The organism is Paenibacillus paludis (assembly GCF_042610515.1).
In the GTDB taxonomy this organism is placed as follows: domain Bacteria; phylum Bacillota; class Bacilli; order Paenibacillales; family Paenibacillaceae; genus Paenibacillus_AQ.
This window is the reverse complement of record NZ_JBGJZP010000034.1, coordinates 36,780-55,943: the sequence shown is the minus strand read 5'-3', so window position 1 is coordinate 55,943 and position 19,164 is coordinate 36,780. Positions and strand designations below refer to the sequence as shown.

General features: G+C 50.9%; 14 protein-coding genes. 3 read left to right on the top strand and 11 right to left on the bottom strand.

The window, feature by feature from the left end; genetic code table 11:
- The first annotated feature begins 337 nt into the window (after nucleotides 1-337).
- Genes ACAN56_RS34180 through ACAN56_RS34170 form a run of 3 tightly spaced genes read left to right on the top strand, consistent with a single transcriptional unit; the run spans nucleotide 338 to nucleotide 3,020 of the window.
- A complete protein-coding gene (locus ACAN56_RS34180; protein ID WP_038591965.1) occupies nucleotides 338-871 on the top strand; it encodes a hypothetical protein in 534 nt (177 codons plus the stop codon).
- Nucleotides 868-1,527 carry a hypothetical protein gene (locus ACAN56_RS34175; RefSeq protein ID WP_379148421.1) on the top strand — a complete coding sequence of 220 codons (660 nt, stop codon included), beginning with the start codon at nucleotides 868-870 and terminating at the stop codon, nucleotides 1,525-1,527. Before ACAN56_RS34180 ends, ACAN56_RS34175 begins: the two co-directional genes overlap by 4 nt.
- 56 nt (nucleotides 1,528-1,583) lie before the next feature.
- Complete coding sequence (locus tag ACAN56_RS34170; protein WP_081966194.1) at nucleotides 1,584-3,020, top strand: DHA2 family efflux MFS transporter permease subunit; 1,437 nt, start codon at nucleotides 1,584-1,586, stop codon at nucleotides 3,018-3,020.
- Between the two features lie 114 nt (nucleotides 3,021-3,134).
- Here the strand turns inward: ACAN56_RS34170 and ACAN56_RS34165 are convergent, their stop codons facing one another.
- The 11 genes from ACAN56_RS34165 to ACAN56_RS34115 form a co-directional block, all read right to left on the bottom strand.
- Nucleotides 3,135-4,028, bottom strand: a complete 894-nt coding sequence (locus tag ACAN56_RS34165; protein ID WP_038591960.1) for a hypothetical protein — start codon at nucleotides 4,026-4,028, stop codon at nucleotides 3,135-3,137.
- Nucleotides 4,029-4,215: 187 nt separating this feature from the next.
- On the bottom strand, nucleotides 4,216-5,412 hold the full coding sequence (locus ACAN56_RS34160; protein WP_379148417.1) for an MFS transporter: 1,197 nt from the start codon (nucleotides 5,410-5,412) through the stop codon (nucleotides 4,216-4,218).
- Nucleotides 5,413-5,482: 70 nt separating this feature from the next.
- Complete coding sequence (locus tag ACAN56_RS34155) at nucleotides 5,483-6,697, bottom strand: M24 family metallopeptidase (protein ID WP_379148415.1); 1,215 nt, start codon at nucleotides 6,695-6,697, stop codon at nucleotides 5,483-5,485.
- Nucleotides 6,698-6,702: 5 nt separating this feature from the next.
- Complete coding sequence (locus ACAN56_RS34150) at nucleotides 6,703-7,536, bottom strand: ABC transporter permease (protein ID WP_379148412.1); 834 nt, start codon at nucleotides 7,534-7,536, stop codon at nucleotides 6,703-6,705.
- On the bottom strand, nucleotides 7,529-8,446 hold the full coding sequence (locus ACAN56_RS34145) for an ABC transporter permease (protein WP_379148410.1): 918 nt from the start codon (nucleotides 8,444-8,446) through the stop codon (nucleotides 7,529-7,531). The genes ACAN56_RS34150 and ACAN56_RS34145 overlap by 8 nt, the downstream gene beginning before the upstream one ends.
- Complete coding sequence (locus tag ACAN56_RS34140; RefSeq protein ID WP_379148408.1) at nucleotides 8,443-9,570, bottom strand: ABC transporter ATP-binding protein; 1,128 nt, start codon at nucleotides 9,568-9,570, stop codon at nucleotides 8,443-8,445. Before ACAN56_RS34140 ends, ACAN56_RS34145 begins: the two co-directional genes overlap by 4 nt.
- A gap of 42 nt (nucleotides 9,571-9,612) precedes the next feature.
- Nucleotides 9,613-10,782 carry an ABC transporter substrate-binding protein gene (locus tag ACAN56_RS34135; RefSeq protein ID WP_038591945.1) on the bottom strand — a complete coding sequence of 390 codons (1,170 nt, stop codon included), beginning with the start codon at nucleotides 10,780-10,782 and terminating at the stop codon, nucleotides 9,613-9,615.
- Between the two features lie 72 nt (nucleotides 10,783-10,854).
- The gene (locus ACAN56_RS34130; protein WP_038591942.1) at nucleotides 10,855-12,834 is read right to left on the bottom strand and encodes a hydantoinase B/oxoprolinase family protein; all 1,980 of its coding nucleotides are present in this window, start codon (nucleotides 12,832-12,834) and stop codon (nucleotides 10,855-10,857) included.
- Nucleotides 12,831-14,876: a hydantoinase/oxoprolinase family protein gene (locus tag ACAN56_RS34125; RefSeq protein WP_379148405.1), complete on the bottom strand. Its 2,046-nt coding sequence runs from the start codon at nucleotides 14,874-14,876 to the stop codon at nucleotides 12,831-12,833. Before ACAN56_RS34125 ends, ACAN56_RS34130 begins: the two co-directional genes overlap by 4 nt.
- Nucleotides 14,877-14,902: 26 nt before the next feature.
- Entirely contained in the window at nucleotides 14,903-15,646 is a 744-nt protein-coding gene (locus ACAN56_RS34120; protein ID WP_231578272.1) for an FCD domain-containing protein, read from the bottom strand.
- Nucleotides 15,647-15,978: 332 nt separating this feature from the next.
- Entirely contained in the window at nucleotides 15,979-18,789 is a 2,811-nt protein-coding gene (locus ACAN56_RS34115; RefSeq protein ID WP_231578271.1) for a DUF8487 domain-containing protein, read from the bottom strand.
- Nucleotides 18,790-19,164: the final 375 nt, after the last annotated feature.

The following is a 19,164-nucleotide window of genomic DNA, read 5'->3' as shown; positions in this document are numbered from 1 at the left end:
TGATGAACGATCATGTGCGACACCCCCTTTTGTAGTATTTTCTTACAGTGTAGCACATATGTTCGCTGAATAGTTGAAAACCGCCGATTCATCTCCGCCTACAGAGGTCGGAGTCTTTTCGGCTTTTGAAGATAAAGCAGCCTGAATTCGGAACACGAATTCAGGCTGCTTTTTATATTAGACAACATATCTTCCAATTCCGGTTCATAACGATTGTTCAATTAATATTTTATAAACATTTTATAAGCAATTCATAAATATCTCGGCAGTAAGATGATCAAGTCAAGTGAAACAGGAAAGCTTCAACATCAACTTAATTAATAAAGGAGACATTATTATGAGTGAGATCACAAGAAACGAATCTAATTTCGTCGGTTATGAGTACAAGGACGTTACGGTAAAACGCAAAATGGAGTCGGTGTATGTAGACGGGTATAACAACTTCGGCTGGGCGCTGGAGGGTACTTCGACCTCAGTTCAGAATGTTGGTTCTGTAACCATGAAGTTTAAGCGGGACCGGAAGATCCGTAATAAAGCCGAGCTGACCCGCCTGCAACGCCAATTCGATGCCTCCGTTAACGAAATTGAAACGCTGGAAAGTTCCAAGGTCATCGGTGCTTCTGTCGTTGCCTATGTTATCGGTGTTATTGGAACAGCGTTCATGGCTGGCTCTGTGTTTGCTAATCAAGCTGATCTGCTGCCTCTTACAATAATTCTGGCAGTCCCCGGTTTTGTAGGCTGGATCATCCCGTATTTTCTCTTCAGCGGTATCAGCAAGAAAAAAACGAACAAGGTAACGCCTCTGATCGATCAGAAGTATGACGAGATTTACGAGGTGTGCGAAAAGGCTAATGCCCTGCTGGGGAAGTGATTAAGTGTTTATTTGACCGCTATCTGGTCGATTATCAAGACCGAACTGCCTTAACAAACGTTGCATCACTTACAATCAATGCTTTGATCGGCATCGGCAAGTTGATCCTCGGTGTGTATCTCCTATCTGGATGGTTCATGATTAACGCGGTGTATTACATAATCCTCTTTGCCGCAAGAGGTCAGGCACTTTATAAATATCGAGTGGCCAAAACTATCGAAGACCCCGCACAAAGATATAACATGGAATTTATTGTTTATCAACGCAGTGGCACTTTCCTTTGTCTTCTCGGGATCTCCTATCTGTTGGTCTGCCTGCGGATGTATGTTGCCGGAGATGCCATCATATTCAGAGGTTACATTGTTTATCTGGTAGCAGCGGTTGCTTTCACCAAGCTTGGTATTGCCATTTACGGTACCTTGGCTAACCGGTATCTGAAGGGACCTATTGTTTCTTCACTGAAAATGATTAGCTTTGTAGACGCAATGGTTTCCATTGTAGTGACTCAATACACTCTGCTTATGATGGAGAAATCCCCCAATGCCTTCAGCTCCAGCGCTTTATTTGGAATGGGATGCAGTGTTTTATTTTTTCTATTAGGGATTTACATGCTGCTCAAAAAGAAAAAGGTACCATTGAAAGGATGGAGTAAGTGAGTAAACAGAGAGAAGTAAACATCAGTGTCCTAAAAAGAGGACCTATTTTGTTCATTATGATTTTTGGAGCTTTTCTTGCGACGTTGAATCAGACGGTGATGGGCGTTGCCATGCCGGAATTAATGAATGATTTCAACATCTCAGCGGCAACCGCCCAGTGGCTGACAACAGGCTATATGCTGGTGAACGGTGTACTGATTCCGATTACGGCTTATTTAATGCAGCGTTTTACTACCCGGCAGCTTTTCCAGACTTCCATGTTTATTTTCCTGGCTGGAACGGTCGTAGCAGCCCTCGCGGCTAGCTTCCCCGTTCTGCTTACCGGGCGTTTGATTCAGGCAACTGGCGCAGGAATTATCATGCCGCTGCTCATCAATGTTATTTTAACGCTTTTCCCTCCTGAAAAGAGAGGCGCTGCCATGGGCATGGTCGGATTGGCGATTATATTTGCCCCTGCGATTGGACCTACTTTGGCAGGATATATCCTGGAACATTACAGTTGGGAAACCATGTTCTATGGGATCATCCCCCCCACTGTCCTTGTTATTGTCTGCGGATTTATTTATTTGAAGAATGTATCGAAACGCTCCTATCCCAAGATTGATATGATTAGCGTGGCCCTATCCACCCTCGGCTTTGGCGCTTTGCTGTATGGCTTCAGCCGGGCCGGCAGCGCAGGCTGGTCGAGTGTAGAGGTGCTCTTGTCTCTTGGTGCGGGTATCCTTTCTCTTGCCCTGTTTACTTGGCGGCAGCTGGCTTCCATACATCCGCTTCTTGATCTCCGGGCCTTCAAATATAAGATGTTTTCCTTAACCACCGTCATCAGTATCGCAGTTACAATCGTGATGTATGCGGATATGATTCTGCTTCCCCTGTACCTGCAGAGTGCCCGCGGCTATACGGCCATGGAGTCCGGCTTACTGCTGCTTCCCGGCTCGCTTGTGATGGGATTGCTTATGCCGGTCACCGGAAAGCTGTTCGACCGGTTTGGAGCAAAATGGCTTGCCATCATCGGTCTGCTTATAACGATCACCACGACCCTAAGTTTTGTTAATTTAACGGACTCTACCAGCTATATCTATCTGGTGTTCATGTCAACAGGCCGGCAGATCGGAATGGCGATGTTCCTGATGCCTATTCAAACCGCAGGATTAAATCAATTGCCGGCGAAGCTTCATGCGCATGGCACCGCAATCTCCAATACCGTTAAACAAGTCGCGGGTGCCATAGGTACTTCTTTGCTGGTAACCATCATGACGAGCCGTACCACAACTCATTTGCAGAATCTTATGGGCGCAAGTGGCGCAAAAAGCGCAACCCAGGAACACATGATGATGGAAGCGTCCATCCAGGGCATAAATGATGCCTACCTCGTTATTGTGGGAATCGGCATTCTCGCCTTGCTGCTTTCCTTCTTCATCCAACAAGTGGGACAGTCAACCGGGAAAGAGTCCGAAATCAAGTTGAAAAAGATGATTGCCAAAAAATCCTGAATTTAAATTGTGGGGAAATCTATATCAGTAAAATAAATAACAGGCGCCCTCCTCTATGAGAGACGCCTGTTATTTATTTTTGCTTCGTTTACCGGGTCATGTCCTGGAAATTCTCTATAAACTCAACTTCTGCTGGAGTAGTACTGCCAGCTCCTCGGCTGTATCCCAAACCATCGGACGGATATCTTGGATTTGTACAAAAAGGTTATCGGCATCGCTGCCGTTTACGGTCCAGATCACCGGAATGTTTAAACCGAGCGCATATCCCGCTGCAAAATACACCTCGGGGGATTGACCGGATAAGTCCGCTATCATCAGTTTACTGTCCGCGATAAGCTCCAAGGAATACTGTTCACGGCTCTGCGTTTTTGTATGTGTAAGCAATCGCGGCAGATAACCGCACTGCTCAATTTTCGGCAACAGTATTTCCAGCCACTCCGTGCGCATATCCCCCTCATCCGAGATGAGAACGACGCAAGGCTTTAATTTTTTTCCTCCGGCGTTCGCAGCGGCTTCACTCCATCCTTTGCCGGTAAGCTTAAAAGACATACCTTCCCTGATGAGCAACTGCTCATTGATCAGCTTATCAATGATATAGACCAGCTCTTGCAGATTGGGCGAATAGGTCAAATTATAGCTGCTGGAGAGTGGTTGAATGACCACAGGTTCCTCCGGTCCTTCGGAATGTCTGTACAAATATTGCAATAGACGGTTTCCTTTATCTTCAATGGTAACGGGTATTTTCGGAGAATTTGCAATCGACTCTAAGTCGTTGGCGGCTAGAGTGACCTTTTCATCACAATCGGTCAACTCCCGGATATAAGCTGATATTAAATGAAGCATGTCGCGTTTCTTGGGGTGCGGCAACGAATTAATAGGTTCATAGCTGTCTCTCCGCAGGCTATAGAAACCGCCGGGTGAACAGGCACAGCCAATATATCTATCGTAATCGCCTTCCGGTTTAATGGGAACAATCTCATCGCAGAACAAACAGTGTTTCTTATTCATGACAACTTTTCACCTCTTATTAATTGCTAACCTCTACCTTACCAAGTTTTTTAAGGAAAGTAGACAAGCAGATATTTCCTTCACTGCTGAAAACGGACGTCATTTGATGAACTTATAGTCTATCCTCAATCAGCGATCATACAAAAAAGACAGCCGTCCGTCGGCTGCCTCTTCTTAGTTTATGGAATTAAAGTTTCTGAATCCCTCCCCCGATCTTGTGCACTAGGAAGCCGCATAACATCAGGCTAATTGCCACATAGGCTGCGATCATGCCGATGATGCCGAACCAGCCAAAATGGCTGTACAGCACCCCCCCGCCTGTACCGCTCACACTAGAGCCTACGTAGTAGAAAAAGAGATACAGTGCATTGGCCTGCGACTTATGTTCATCGGCTACCAGGCCCACCCAGCTGCTGGCAATGGAATGGCCACCGAAGAAACCAAAGGCGAACAGCGCAAGGCCAATGATTTTGACCCATAAGAAGGGATGCAGCGTGCAAAGTGCTCCCGTTAAAATGATGGCAAGGGCTAACCTAATAACACCGGTACGGCCATACCGGTCAGCCAGCCGTCCCATCCAGGTGGAACTGAAGGTTCCCATCAGATACACGACGAAAATGCTGCCGGCCAGTGACTGGCTAAGATTGTACGGTTCACCGGTCAACTCGAAGCCAATATAATTAAACAAGGTGACAAAGCTGCCCATTAGCAGGAAGCCTAGCCCATACAGACAAAGGAGCCGCGGATTACGGCATTGCGACCAGAGCAGAGGAATCACCTGGCCCAGCTTGCCTGTCTGCTTCACGAAATGGCGTGAAGGCGGAATCACCATCCAGAATATCATAGCCGCAGCCAGACCCAACACGCCAATGACACCGACAGCTGCGCGCCAGTCAAACCAGTCGGTCAACAACCCGCTGATGATCCGGCCCCCCATCCCTCCAATGGAGTTGCCGCTAATATAAAGTCCCATTGCATAGCCCAGACTGAGGGGGTCGATTTCTTCCACAAGATAAGTCATTGCTATAGCGGGCAATCCGGCGAGCGCAATACCTTGCAATATACGCAACAGCAGCAATACGGGGAAAAGCGGGCTAAAAGCGGAAATGACAGCGATCACGGAAGTAGCAACCAGAGAGGCCGTCATGATGGCTCTGCGGCCAACCGCATCGGATATGGAACCGATGAACAGCATGGTCAATGCCATGGATAGAGTGGTGACCGACAAGGTTAAACTGGCTTCCGTCGGCGTGATTCCAAACGCTTCGGTAATTTCCGGCATCAAAGGCTGCAGGGTATAAAGAAGCGCAAATGTGACAAAACCTCCGGCAAACAGTGCAAGACTAATATTTCGGAACGATTTTGAACCCTGCTGAATTTTCATTGCTCCCTACTTTCTTTTCTGGAGAAACTCCGATTGTCAGAACAGGACAGGGTGACCGGAACCCTCCTTGTTATTTGCGGAACAGCTTTCGTTCCATCTGTGTTAAGAACTCGTAGCCGTCTGCTGTCACCACGATCGTATCTTCAATCTGAAATCCGCCTGCGCCCAGTTCATAATAAGGAACTTCCACACACAGCACCATCCCCTGTTCCAGAATGCGGTGATCTCCGGGCGACAGAGTTATATCATCGTACAATTCCAGGCCGATGGCATGCCCCACATGCTGGCGCCGGTAATGCGGAATGCCTTCCTTCTGAACTCTGGCTACGGCTGCCTGGAAAACATCAGATGCTTTTACGCCGGGGCGGATCATTTCAAGCGCCTGCTCCCAGCCGCTGCGCACCGCATGAAAGTGCTGTTCCATCCAAGGTGTGGCTTCTCCAAGCACTACAGTCCGTCCTGTATCTCCCCAGTATCCGTCCAACTGAAGACAGAGATCAAAACGGATCTGATCCCCCTGCTCGATGACGCGGAAATAATTCTCAATCAGCGGCAGTGCGCTGCGCGGACCCGCACCAACTGCCGTCATCGCGGGGGTGCCCCCTGCTTTCATCACGGCAAGCCGGTAATGGTCGGCCAAATCCTTCTCGTGCACACCCGCGGCGATCAGATCGATTAGTTGCTGCTCAATCGTCTCGTTCAGAGCTGCAGACTTCCGCAGACGTTCGATTTCAAATGGGGTCTTAATCTGCCGGATCTGGCGGAACAGCTGGTAGGCTGCTACAGCCTGTCCGCCGGGAAGTCCTGCGGCAAATTTGGCAAGCAGATCCGGAGCGATCCTCATTTCGTCCACTCCTACTGCTTGTCCTTTAAGCCCAAGATCTTCAAGAGCCGCCTCCAACGCCTCAATCGGACCCGCATAGGTTGTCGTATTCTGCAGCAAAGCGTAAAAAAGATCGATATCCGGAGTGGATGGCTTGCCTTCGACAGACCCCTCCACAAAAAAATCACTATACACATATAAATCCGCTCCGGTAATCCCCAGCTGCGCGATTACACCCAGCCGGTTGGTAGGGATAATGACACAGGGACGGGTTTCCGGTTCACGCGGCAGTACAGCATAAATTTGCATCGTCCAGTTGCTGGCCCGCAGCTGCGAGCCAAGAATATAGTTGATGTTTTCCGGCGTGGTCGCCACAAGAGCGGCCAGACCTCTGGTTGCCATAAGTTCAGCGGCACGCGGCCGGTTGACTCCGGAAACAGGATTCGAGATTTGCTTGTCCATCAGGTTCAAGACCTCCTTTTCTTCGTTCGGCTGCCGAGCAGTTTTTCCAGACCCGGTGCGGAGCGGATGAGCAGTTTGATTGCAAAAAACAGAACAAGTGCAAAAGCGATAAGCACCATGGACACGACAGCGACCGTAGGATCCTGCCATTTTTCCATGTACAAGAAGAGCTGTATAGGCAAGGTGTAACTTCCCTGACGTAAAATAAGCAGTGCCGTCTCGACCTGATCAAAGGTGAAGACAAAGGCAATCGAACCAGCTAAAAAAAGCGAAAACCGCAGCTGCGGCAATGTGATCGTAAAGAAAATGCGAAACGGTCCCGCCCCCAAATCGGCGGCAGCTTCGCGGTGTGCCGGATTGAGATTGGCGAGAGCGCTGCCAACAATGGACAGGACAAACGGCAGGACGATGACTGCCTCTCCCAGAATCAAGGCAAATAATCCGCCAGCGATGTGCATCTTTGAGAACAGGATCAGATACGCCACACCTAATGTAATCTTGGGCATTACCATTGGCGACATGAAAAAGGCGCGCAAAAGCCCCCTGCCCGGAAAAGGATAATGGACAATCGCCAGCGCAGCCATAGTGCCAGTAACCAGCGCTAGCAGAACTGCACCCGCTGAAGACAGCATACTGTTCCGGAAGGCTTCCAGAAACTGCTTCTGTTCACCCAGACGGCTGTACCATCCCCGCGTCAGCCCCTCGGGCGGAAACTTGCTGGAGGCTCCGCTGCTCACTGAGGTCACCAGGATCATCAACAACGGCAGCAGCAGATATAAGCCGACCGCGCCGGCGCATACGTAGAGAATCCATTTGTAATCCCGTGGTTTTTTAGTCATGGGCCTGCCCTCCCGTCCGGGTACGCCGGAACATCAGCCGGTCGGCTCCCTTGTTCACAATCAGGGATACAAGGATTGATGAAGCAAACAAAAAGAGGCTCGCCACAGCCGCCATTGGCCAGTTCGTATCCAATGTCCGCTGATAGATCAGTACCGGAAGCGTCATGACACGCCCGCCTCCGATCAGCTGAGGTGTCGTAAATGCGGTCAGGCAGAGTGTGAAGACAATCTGCACCCCGCTCGCAATGCCCCTCACGGACAAAGGTAGTGTAATGGTTAAAAACGTACGCCATTTGCCTGCGCCCAGATCATGGGCTGCCGCTTTCAGTGAATCATCGGTTTGGGTAAGCACATTCAAGATCGGGAACACCATAAACGGCAGAAAGATATGTACAAGCGCAACGATAACCCCGGTCTCGTTATACATCATCTCAAATCCGCTATCCGTCAGTCCCATCTTTATGAACAACCAGTTCATAAAACCCTGCTTAGACAACAGCAGCTGCCATCCATACGATCTGACAACAGCACTGACGAGAAGCGGAAGAAACGTTAGCAGCAAGAAGAACTGTTGTATGCCTGGCCTTTTCAGGCCGGCAATACAGTAGGCTAGCGGATAGGCAAGCAGCAGACTCCATAAAGTTACCTTGGCGGCGACTCGAAAGGTGGTACCTATCAAGGTCCAATAATAGGGGTCTCCCAGGAAAGAACGGTAGGAATCGAGATTCCAGTCCCGGATCAGCCTCCCATTCTCGTAGAGGTCAAAACTGTACCGGCCGAAGATCAGCAGTCCACCTAGATACACGATGCCCATCAAGGCAAGCGCAGGCAACAGCAGCAGCAGCTGAGCCGCCCAGGTTCGGTTCCCCGGAGAGAACAGCCCCACGAGCTTGCCGGTAGCTTTCATCATAAGGAACCTACTCTTTGAGGAGGTCCATCAACGGGCAGGAGCAGACCGTCTTCGGGATTGAATCCGATTTGCAGCGAGTCGCCCGGAGCATACCGGGCATCTCCCCGCTGATACAGAGTGCTGGCATGCAGCTGGATATGGCCACCCATATCCAGCGTATACTTGATGCTTGCACCGCCATATGCACATTCGGTCACTCTTCCTTCCAGCCGGTTGTCGCAGCCACTTGCTGCTTCTCCGATCCGGAGATACTCGTAACGGACGGAGAGTGAACCCGTACTCCCCGCAGGGAGCGGGGGCTGGTGTTCCGGCGGGCGCACGGCAAGCTTCAAGCCGCCGGCTTGAACCCAGACCCGGCCTTCTTCCGCACCAAGTACCTTCACCCGAAGCAGGTTGGTGTCACCGATAAACTTGGCAACAAAGCTGTCCACGGGCCGTTCGTAGATTTCATCGGGTGTTGCATATTGAAGCAGCTTGCCGCCCCGCATGACACCGATGCGGTCAGACATGTTCATCGCCTCATGCTGATCATGGGTAACGAAGATAAACGTGCCCCCGAATTCACGTTGTATCCTTTTCAGTTCACGCTGCATATCCAGCCGCAGCTGCAAATCCAGTGCTGACAGCGGTTCGTCCAGCAGCAGCACCTCCGGCTTGTTAATTAAGGCGCGGGCAATGGCAACGCGCTGCGCCTGTCCGCCGGATAGCTGGGAGACGGCGCGTTGGCTGTAGTCGCCGAGCTGTACCAGTTCCAGCATCTCCTGTACTCGCTGTTTGATTTCGTGCTTCGGGGTATTTCTGACTTTCAAGCCGTAAGCGATGTTATTGTAGACATCCATATGCGGGAACAGCGCCAGTTGCTGAAAAATCATGTTCGTATTCCGTCCATAGGCCGGGATCCCCGAGACATCTTGTCCCGACAGCAGCACAGTCCCCTCATCAGGCTGCTCCAGGCCGCCGAGAAGCCGGAGCAGCGTAGTTTTCCCACAGCCGCTGGGCCCAAGCAGAGAGACGAATTCTCCCCGTTTCACCTGTAGCGACACCTGATTAACGGCCGTATTTCCCGCATAAGACTTGCTCACTTTTCGCGTCTCGATTGCAATCGGCCCCACTCCGTCACTCATTGTCCCCAACTCCCATCTCTTCGGTTGCTGCCAGCAGCCGGTTTATAATTTTGTTTTGACCAGACGGTCCCACAGTTCCTTCCAGGCGGAGCTGTTCTTGGCCAGCGTATCCCAGTCCGGATTCATTCCCTTACTCTGCTCCTCAACGGAGAAGGATGGATCATCCTTATATTTATCCGGGATGACTGCTGCCGTGCTTGTCACTGGAGTACCTGTCGCCTCGGCGTAACGGGACAGCGCATCTGCGCTAAGCAGCTCATTAATGATCTCGTTGGCCACTTTTGCCTGCTCCGGCGTAGAACCTTTGACAACCTGCAGCGAGTAAGGGAAGGAAATCGCACCTTCCTTAGGATAAGCTACGGCCAGCGGCGAGCCGCCGTCGATCCAAGTCTGTGCTACTTGTGAGCTGAACGGAGCAATCAGGGCGTCGCCCGAATCGAGCAGACCCTTAAGCTGGTCGTTCGAGGTAACCAGTGTGCCGATCTGCTCGCTGTTATCCGCCCAGAACTGGAAGGCCGGCTCTGGATTCTCGTAGGATGCGCCGAGTTCTTCCCCTTTTACAGCCAGAAGCGGGGACAGATAAGAATAGAACATGTAATCCCACAATGCAGTTTTTCCTTTGAACTCTTCGTTTCCCCACAGGTCGTTCCAGCTTGTCGGCGGTGTTTTTACCAGATCTTTGTTGTAGACCAGCGCAAAGCTCGACACGCCCCAGACGATGCCCTTGTTATCAGCGGTATGGAAGGCTTCGGGAATGTCCTTCATATGGGTGACTATGGCCGGGTCAAGCGGCTCCCACATATCGTCATTGATGCCTTTGGCTGAAGCATCTGCGTTGAAATAACCGAAGTTTACAATCGGATTGTTCGGATCAGCCTGCTTGCCTGCCAGCATCTTCGGATACATTACAGCATTGGAGGATTCTTCGAAGGTCACCTCAACGTTCGGATGGTTCTTTACATACTCTGCTACGACTTCCTTAGGAACCACATCCTGATTGGAGCCGGCCCAGATAAACATGGTCAGCTTGACCTTTTCACCACTGCCGGCTGCTGTCGAATCTTCCGACTTCCCGGCAGCATTGTTTTTAGCAACATTGTTTCCAGTAGCATTATTCGCGTTGCTTCCCCCTCCACAAGCTGACAGTGCCACAATCATGGCAAGCGACATTGCCGGTAAGATATAAGAGCGTTTAGGTTTTTGAGTACTCATTCGGTTCTCTCCTTCAGGTTATTTAATATAATTCCTAATTTTGTCGCCTTCCGGTCATAGCCGCTGTTGTCATCAGCGCAGCCCTATTCCCCTGCGCAATTCTTCCATGATCTCTGGTATTGCTGAAGCCGAAACTGGATGCCCCGCAGCAACTCTGGACTCAGCTTCTGCCATCGTCTGTCTCTTCAAATAATCCCGAAGTGCCAGCGGATAGCTGCTCAGAGCAGCGTTCACGGCGAGCTGCATTTTATCTGTCCAGACCGTTTCAAACGCAGTCCTGGCTCCCCCGAAGCTGAAAGCTTCCCGATTCTTACTGCGTCCATTACGCAGCAGCTTAGTGGATGCTTCATCAAAGGTTTTGCCATTTGAATTTAGCACTACGCCGTATTGTTCACGCGCCTGATCTTCCGACAAAAGTCCTTTCTGCACATCATTCCGTACGAATGCAGGGTCCCGTTCATAAGGATTTCCATATCCGCCGCCGCCCTGGGACAGAAAAGTCACGGTATCTCCCGGTTGTAGCAAAAGCTCATCAATCCGGCCAAGGTTGCGTTCATCTGGCCGGCCTTCATTAAATATCGCTTCTCCATGATTACCTACACCACCTCCCAAGCGGCCCCAGGGCTGGAATTCCATCCGTTCCATATTTCTTGCGGTCATCACGGTATCCGGACTGAGAATCCTGACGCGCAGGTCAATGCCACTGCCGCCTCTGAATTTGCCGGCTCCGGCTGAATCCGCCCTTAAACCGTAACGTTCAATCAGTACAGGCATCTCCGCCTCAACCGTTTCAGCCGGAATATTCCGCAAATGGCCTACGGCGAAATCCATCCCGTCAATCCCGTCCTTCATCGGTCTTGCCCCTGATCCGCCACAGATCGGCTGAATTACACCAACTTTGCTCTTGCCATCGGAAGCATCGGTCATTGCCATCATCACAATGCAGGCTTGACCTGCTCCAGCAGCCGGCACCTTGCTGCTCTGCGCCTGGCTCAGCGCCCCTGTAATGACATCCATCACCCGGATAAAGGTCGCCGCTCGCGCACCTACCGCCGCCATCGGTTCCGGATTGAGCACCGATGCCGGAGGCGCGTAGTTGCGCACCATCCGCACCATCCCGGAATTCCATGGAATCGCCGGATCCAGTGTCCGGAAGTAGCGGATCAACGCCGGCACAAGCATATAGTGCCCTTGCTGGTTATGCGTCGGAATATTAAACGAAGCTCTAACCTGCGGGTCGGTTCCGCTAAAGTCCAGATAGATATCCGTGCCGGTAATTGTCATGCGGCAGCGCAGCCGGATCGGATAGCCGCCGGGCCCCTTCTCCAGATAGTCCCAGAAGTCATAGGAGCCGTCGGGGATATCCTGAATGATCGCCCGGGCTTTAAGCTCCGCATACTCCAGAAGGTTCTCAATGCCTTGCTCCACCTGCTCCGCCCCATATCTGCCGATGAGTTCCTTCAGCCGCTGCTCCCCTCTGTTCAGCGCAGCCATAAGCGCCTTGAGATCGCCAAGATTCTGCTCGGGGATCCGGCTGTTGTCCAGCAGCAGCCGGAGCACCTGCTCATTCATACAGCCAGCCTCATACAGCTTGACCGGCGCAATCCGGATGCCCTCCATATGTATGTCATAAGCGCTTGGCGATACGCTGCCCGGAACCTTTCCGCCGACATCCGAAGAATGTACGAAGCAAAGTCCAAAAGCAATGATCCTGCCGTCATGGAAATAAGGCTTAATCAGGTGAATATCCGGCAGATGGGTCACCATCCCCCCAGTGGTATAGGGGTCGTTGCAGATGACTATGTCACCTTCCTGCCACTGGTGTATTGCCTTGATGGCGGTAGCCGCAGGAATTCCCAGGGAGAGGTTGTATCCCGTATTCAGCGGAGAGCCGAACGTCTCGCCTTCCGGCGATAACAGGTAGGTGCCGAAATCACCCGTTTCTTTGACAAAGGCGGTAAAGCCGGTGCGCAGGACGACGTTGGCCATTTCCTCTACTGCTGCCTGAATCCGGTTGTTGAAGATTTCGAGGAAGACTTTATCCGTAATCATAGATCTGCCTCCCCGATAATATTTCCGTTAGCATCTCTGTGTATTGTGTAGCCGGGAGGTACAAACACCGTCGTATCATATTCCTCAAGGATAGCCGGACCGGAGATTCTTGTATCTGTGTTCAGATGCTCCCGATTAAGCACCTTAGCCTGGTAATCCAATCCGTCAAACGTGATTCCCCGGGACTCCACAGGTTTTCCACTGCCTGCTACCTGCGGAGAAGCTGCCCTAATCTTACTTGGCAGAAGCCCGACGATACTTGCCCGCAGATTGACGAACATGACTTCCGCCTCCGGCTGGCTGATTCCGAAGACGGATTCATATTTGCGGTGGAATTTAATCTCCGCTTCTTCAGGATCAGAAATATCAGAATCTGAGAGAGTAACCTCCAGATCAAATGCCTGTCCTTCATATCGCATATCCGCGCTGTAAATGACGTATGTACCGCCCAGAGTTACTCCCCCCTTGGCCTCATCCTCGATCCAGCGGCGTCCTTGCTGCTCAAGCGAATAAAAATGTGTCTGAAGTTCTCCGGCATCCAGTCCACGGCTGCGCTTGTGAAGTGTGAAGACAAAGTCGTTGCGCAAATTGGCAACCGTACAGCCCAGAGCACAAAGCGTTCCAGGAGAAGGTGGAATCAACACCCGGCGGATGCCAACTTCACGCGCCATCAGAAAAGCATGCATCGGGCCCGCGCCCCCATAGGCAAGCAGAGTGAAGTCACGGGGATCGACTCCTTTTCGCGCCATCAGCGGTGAGAATTGGGCATACATATTCGCGGTGGCCACATCCAGAATGGCCTGCGCCGTCTGCTTGGCAGTCAGCCCGAGCTGGTCACCCAAAATCGTAAGCGCCTGTTCAGCCAGTTCAGGGAACAGCTGCATCTGGCCGCCGAGAAAACGGTCGGCCTGCAGAATGCCCAAATGCAAATAGGCATCAGTGGTTGTCGCCTGCTTGCCGCCGCGGTTGTAGCACGCCGGGCCCGGCTTGGCGCCTGCACTGCGCGGCCCTACCTTCAATACCCCGACCGAATCAACCCAGGCGATCGAGCCTCCGCCCGCTCCGATGGCGGTCACATCTACCGCAGGAATGATAACCGGGAAATCGCCCACCTGATTCTCTGTGGAGTAGGTAGGCTCCTTGTCAATTAAGGCGACATCTACGCTTGTCCCGCCCATGTCGAAGGTAACGACCTGGTTAATACCTGCCTGCTCCGCGATAAAGGTTGCGCCAATCACACCCGAGGCAGGACCGGACAGGAGCGTCCTTACTGGCTCGGCCGCAGCGCGGGCAGCGGTCATCATACCACCGTTTGACATGGTGGACAGCAGCGTCGCCGATACGCCATAGGGTCCGATTCCTTCTTGCAGACGCTTGAAATAAGACCCCATCCGTTCGCCTACATAAGCATTCATCACCGTGGCCAGCGTCCGCTCGAACTCTCGCTGCTGCGGCCAGATTGCACTGCTTCTACAGATGAGCAGTTGCGGATAACACTCACGGATCAGCTGTTCGGCCAATTGCTCATGCCCGGCATTGGCATAAGAATGCAGGAAGCTGATGGCTAGTGCCGTAACCCCCTCCTGCACCAATTCATCCACTGCCTGGAGCAGTTGGTGCGGGTCCAGCGGGGTGAGCACTCTGCTGTCTGCGAGCTGACGTTCATCGATTTCTTTTACAAGCTGGCGCGGGACAAGCGGCAGCGCTTTATCCCCATAGAGGTTAGTTGTATTCTCAAGCCGTAAGCGGCGTATTTCGAGTACATCCCGGAAACCCTTGGTCACGAGCAGCCCGGTAACTGCACCACTGCGTTCGATCAGCGTGTTTACGCCAAGCGTAGTGCCATGCACGAAGAGTTCAATTTTGCGTGTGTCCACTCCCTTCGACTGCAGCTGGTCTAATGCCTGGAATATCGCCTGTTCGGGAGCATCGGCTATCGAGGGTATTTTGAGCGCCGCGACAATCTGGCCCTGCCCGTCTGTAACAATGGCATCCGTAAAGGTTCCGCCAATATCTATGCCTAAGCGGTAATGGATCTCCACAATTTCCACTCCTTTATTCAAAGCATTTACGAATTGCGCTGTTCCTGATTTTGGATAGCGTAATAACGTTTGACATCCTCTATCATTTGATTGATATGCATAACCATTGCCGCTTCCGCCTGCTCAGGTGAACCCGCAGCAACGGCATCCAGAATTTTACGGTGATCAACCACAAGCTCGCTGCCCACCGTACGGCGAATATAGGCGGTTTCCAGGAAATCTTTGCCGGTTTGCCATACCAGCTGAGCCGCATGGAGCAATACCTGATTACGCGCCGTAAGCGCTAGTAAAGTATGAAATTCACGGTCTTCTTCATAGGGAATGATATTTTGTGATAAAAGCTCGCTCTGACTGGCAATAGAAGCCTCTAGCAGACTGATTTCTTCCTTTGTAGCCCGCTGTGCAGCCAATGCGGCAATTTCCCGCTCAAGCGCCCGTCTGGCCACTAGCACATCCACCAATGCGGACTCTCCTGAATTATTCAATAGCTGCAGAAACTGGGAATTTACATTTTTCTGGTGCAGCTCTTTCTCCAAATATGCAATGCGCCTTGTTCCTTTTTCTGTCAGAATGCGCCCTTTCCGGCCTTTCAGAACGGTATAGCCCTCGAAATCAAATTCCATCAGCTTGCGTCCGATGGTTGCCTGGCTGAGTTCATATTTCTTCCCCAGCGTATGAACCAGAGTGCTGGCTCCAAGCGGAACTTCAGCATTCCTCAGAGCCTTTAAGAATTCATACTCGAGCTGCAGATGATGCGATTCAAGTGCCACTCTGTTCATCCTTTCATGTTGCTAGAATTGAGTTCGTTACTCATTGATGATTAATAGAATTATAACTAAATAATGACAAATCTACAACAAAATAATCCCAGATAAAGCATGATTTTGACAATTTATTTTTATGAGCACTATCGGGCAAGAAAAACCTACTCTGCGAGGTTATTATTCGATATCTATTTTTCAATAGACTTGATTGATCACCCTATAAAACTCTCTTCTTCTTCTTCTTCTACTTCTGTTTATCTAAAAAAAACAGGAAGCCGATAAACGGCTCCCTGCAAAATTGAACTTAAGATCTATTCAAATCGAACTGGCCCTGATGCTTATTGAATAAGCTTGTGCAGCTCTGATACGTTTGCTGTGTACTGCGGTTTGAATTCGCTGGATGCCATATAACCGGCTACGCTAGACAGGAATTGTCTTCCTTCCGGCGTTTTTCCTGCTTTACTGGCGTCGAGGGCGCAGACCAGCAGATTGCCCGCCCCTACTCGGCACTCAAAGAGGAACCCCAGCTTATGATTACGCTCAAAGTTGTCGATTGTCTGTACAATCGGGCTCCACTCCCGGTCGGTTCCGTCCAGGATAATTGATTTTGAGTTCTCTATGATACTCCACCAAGGGTACGTGGAATATTGTTCGCACGGGAAATCACGGAACACAGGATGGCTGTTGTCGATCAGAAGCCCCATGGTACCGACAGGTACCGGGCGGTTCATGCTCTCAGAGATGGAGCGGAACATTGGATAACACCAGAAATCCGTACAATAGAAGCCTTCAATAGCGTTATGAAGAGACTCCGGTTTTGGCATGAGCAGCACGTTGTCACCTTGCTCCAGCAGCGCAAGCGCCTCATCGGAAAGCTCTTCGAAAATGCGGATGCGGTCCAGCCCGGAACCGCTATTCTCTGGATATACCCACAGGTCGTAGGATTTACGGATATCTGATCCGGCGATTCTCAGAGTAAGTACAGCTTTCGTCATCTTCTGGACGGCAGGAAGATCAATGGCCAACTGGCAGATATCGATATAATTCGAACCCGCCGGGATGTTTACTGCACTTGAGCCTTCGGCCAGCGTTCTGTCGTCTGCGGTCAACTCCCATTGCAGCACAAGGGAATCTGGTGTTTCGGACCGGAACCAGCTCAGCTCGACGCTGGCACTAAAGACTTCTCCGGAGATGTAATTGTATTTCGGGAATCTTGCCAACAGGACTGCATCGCTGCAGAAGGTGCGCCATTCCTCTGGTGTAATCATTCCTTTGGAGTCCATAAATGCATCAAGAATACCTACCAAGGCTGTTCCCTGTCCGCTGAAATCCTGCAGATCCAGCAGTTGGAATCCGGCAAGTCTCCGGGTGCGGAAAGCGGCCTCAAGCTCTTCTTTGTAACAAGCAGCCGCCAGTTGTCCAGAAGCCTCGAAATATTTGCCCGCGAGATGCCCCAGGCCATTGCTTTCCAGCCGTTCTTGGAAAATTTTGAAATTACCAGCTTTGAGCGGTCCTGTATATTTGCTGATTTCCTCATAATTTGGATAGGTCGCGTATTGCCCGATCTCATGCGAGATAACAGGAATATGCGGAATCCATTCCCCGGACGTGTCTCCGACCTGCACCGTTTTGGCTTCAGTACCATACTGAATTTGGACAGTACCTCCCGCTTCTGCTACCTCTCCGCTCTGCAGGGACGGAGGAACGAACTGGTCGTCATAATCCTTCATCGTACCCGGCAGTGCGGTCTGGACATGACCGAGCGGTGCGTCGCACATCGCATAAGAGCCTCTGAACAGACGCTCCTTCGAGAAACGCACTCCGCAGAAGAAATCTTCATGCTCCAGAATTTCCGGTACCCATTGGTGGTTGTTCGAGCCTTGAGTATACAAGGGTCTGTCGTCGAATGCTTTATAGTCTTTGAGAATGGAATCGATCTTGGTTCTGCTGCCCCACAGCTCGTTGCCGAGCGACATCATCACGAATGACGGATGATTGCCGAACGCTTTCAGAATTTCATATCCTTCGCTGACCAGATAGTCTTGCTCAGCCTGGTTATGACCCTCGTCCGATGGCTCTGTAATCGTTCCCCAGAACGGCAGCTCCGGCTCCATATAGATCCCGAGCATATCGGCAGCGGTAAAGGCCGCTTCCGGCGGACAGCAGGTGTGGAACCGGTAATGGTTGATACCATAGGATTTGGATATCCCCAGAATTCTAAGCCATTCCTCTACGTCTGTCGGGGCATAGCCGGTCAATGGGAAGATCAGTCCGTCATGTTTGCCGCGGAGAAAAGTCTTCTCCCCGTTGATCGTGAATTTATCGCCATCCGCCTTGAATTCCCTCAAGCCGAAGAACGACTCATACAGTTCGCCGGTTCCGCCTTCTCTATCCTTCAGGAGGATATTAAGGTTATAGAGATTGGGTGCGGTTTCACTCCAAGGAAGCGCATCCAAACCTAACGTGTAGTCAATCGTAAAGTTCCCCGGCGAGATTGTGAATTCCTGCTCAGCCACCGAATGGGCTGTCTGGCTATTAAAACTGGAAGCTGATACAGCAATCGTTGTTACAGCCGTTCCTTCCAGTATTCCTGTGATTCGGACAGAACGTTCAGGCAGATTCGGATCGAGCCGAATTCCGCTCAAATAGGACTTGCCGTAGAACTGAAGCTCGATGCGTCCAGTGATTCCGTTCCAGTTGGTCTGAGTGTCCGGCGAAGTCATATGTCCGCCTTTGGTCGGATAACCGGTATTATCGACCCGGACGGTGAGTGTCTGACTGCCAGACTGAAGCTTCCCTGTCAAATCATATACATGCGCAGTGTTCAGGCTATCACGGCTGCCAATCTCTTGACCGTTCAGCCAGAGCGTCGTAAGCCTGGTGCGCTCCAAATATAGGAAACAAGTCTTTCCTGCGAGTTCTTCTGGAATGACTACTTCCTTCGAATACCAAGCCGACCCTTCGAACAGATATTCATCTGTCAGGGCGCTGACCAGAACCTCTTCGTTCTTCGGTCCCTTGCGGGCATGTGATGTCGTTCCCGGCAAGGTAATGACATCGGAAAAAGGCAGCTGTAGTCCTTGTTTCTCCTTATCTAATTGCAATTCCCACTCGCCTTCAAGGCTAATCTTTGTCTGCAACAATCTCACTCCTAATCATGGTAATCTATGCAACCCTGTATTGTTGCTCCTGATCTTTGGTTCTCCATTACTTTCTCCTTGAACATAGCTGTTTCCTGCTTCACCCATCTTACTTCTCAGCTTCTTTAGCTATATAGATTGAACTTAAGATCCTTCTATTTTGGGTTATAGTAGTAACTGCAGATAATGTTTGGACTTCCAGCCGCTGTTGTCGTAAGAATTTCTTGATTTTATTCCGCTGTTCGCGGTTGAAATCCACAGACAAAGGCGGACGCTGTCGCTCCTACAGTTCCAAACTTCTACTCCGTCACTCCCACCCTTTTTTAATTTTCCAAATTCAATCTATATAGTGGTTCTTTCACGAGACAATAAATGCATATTATA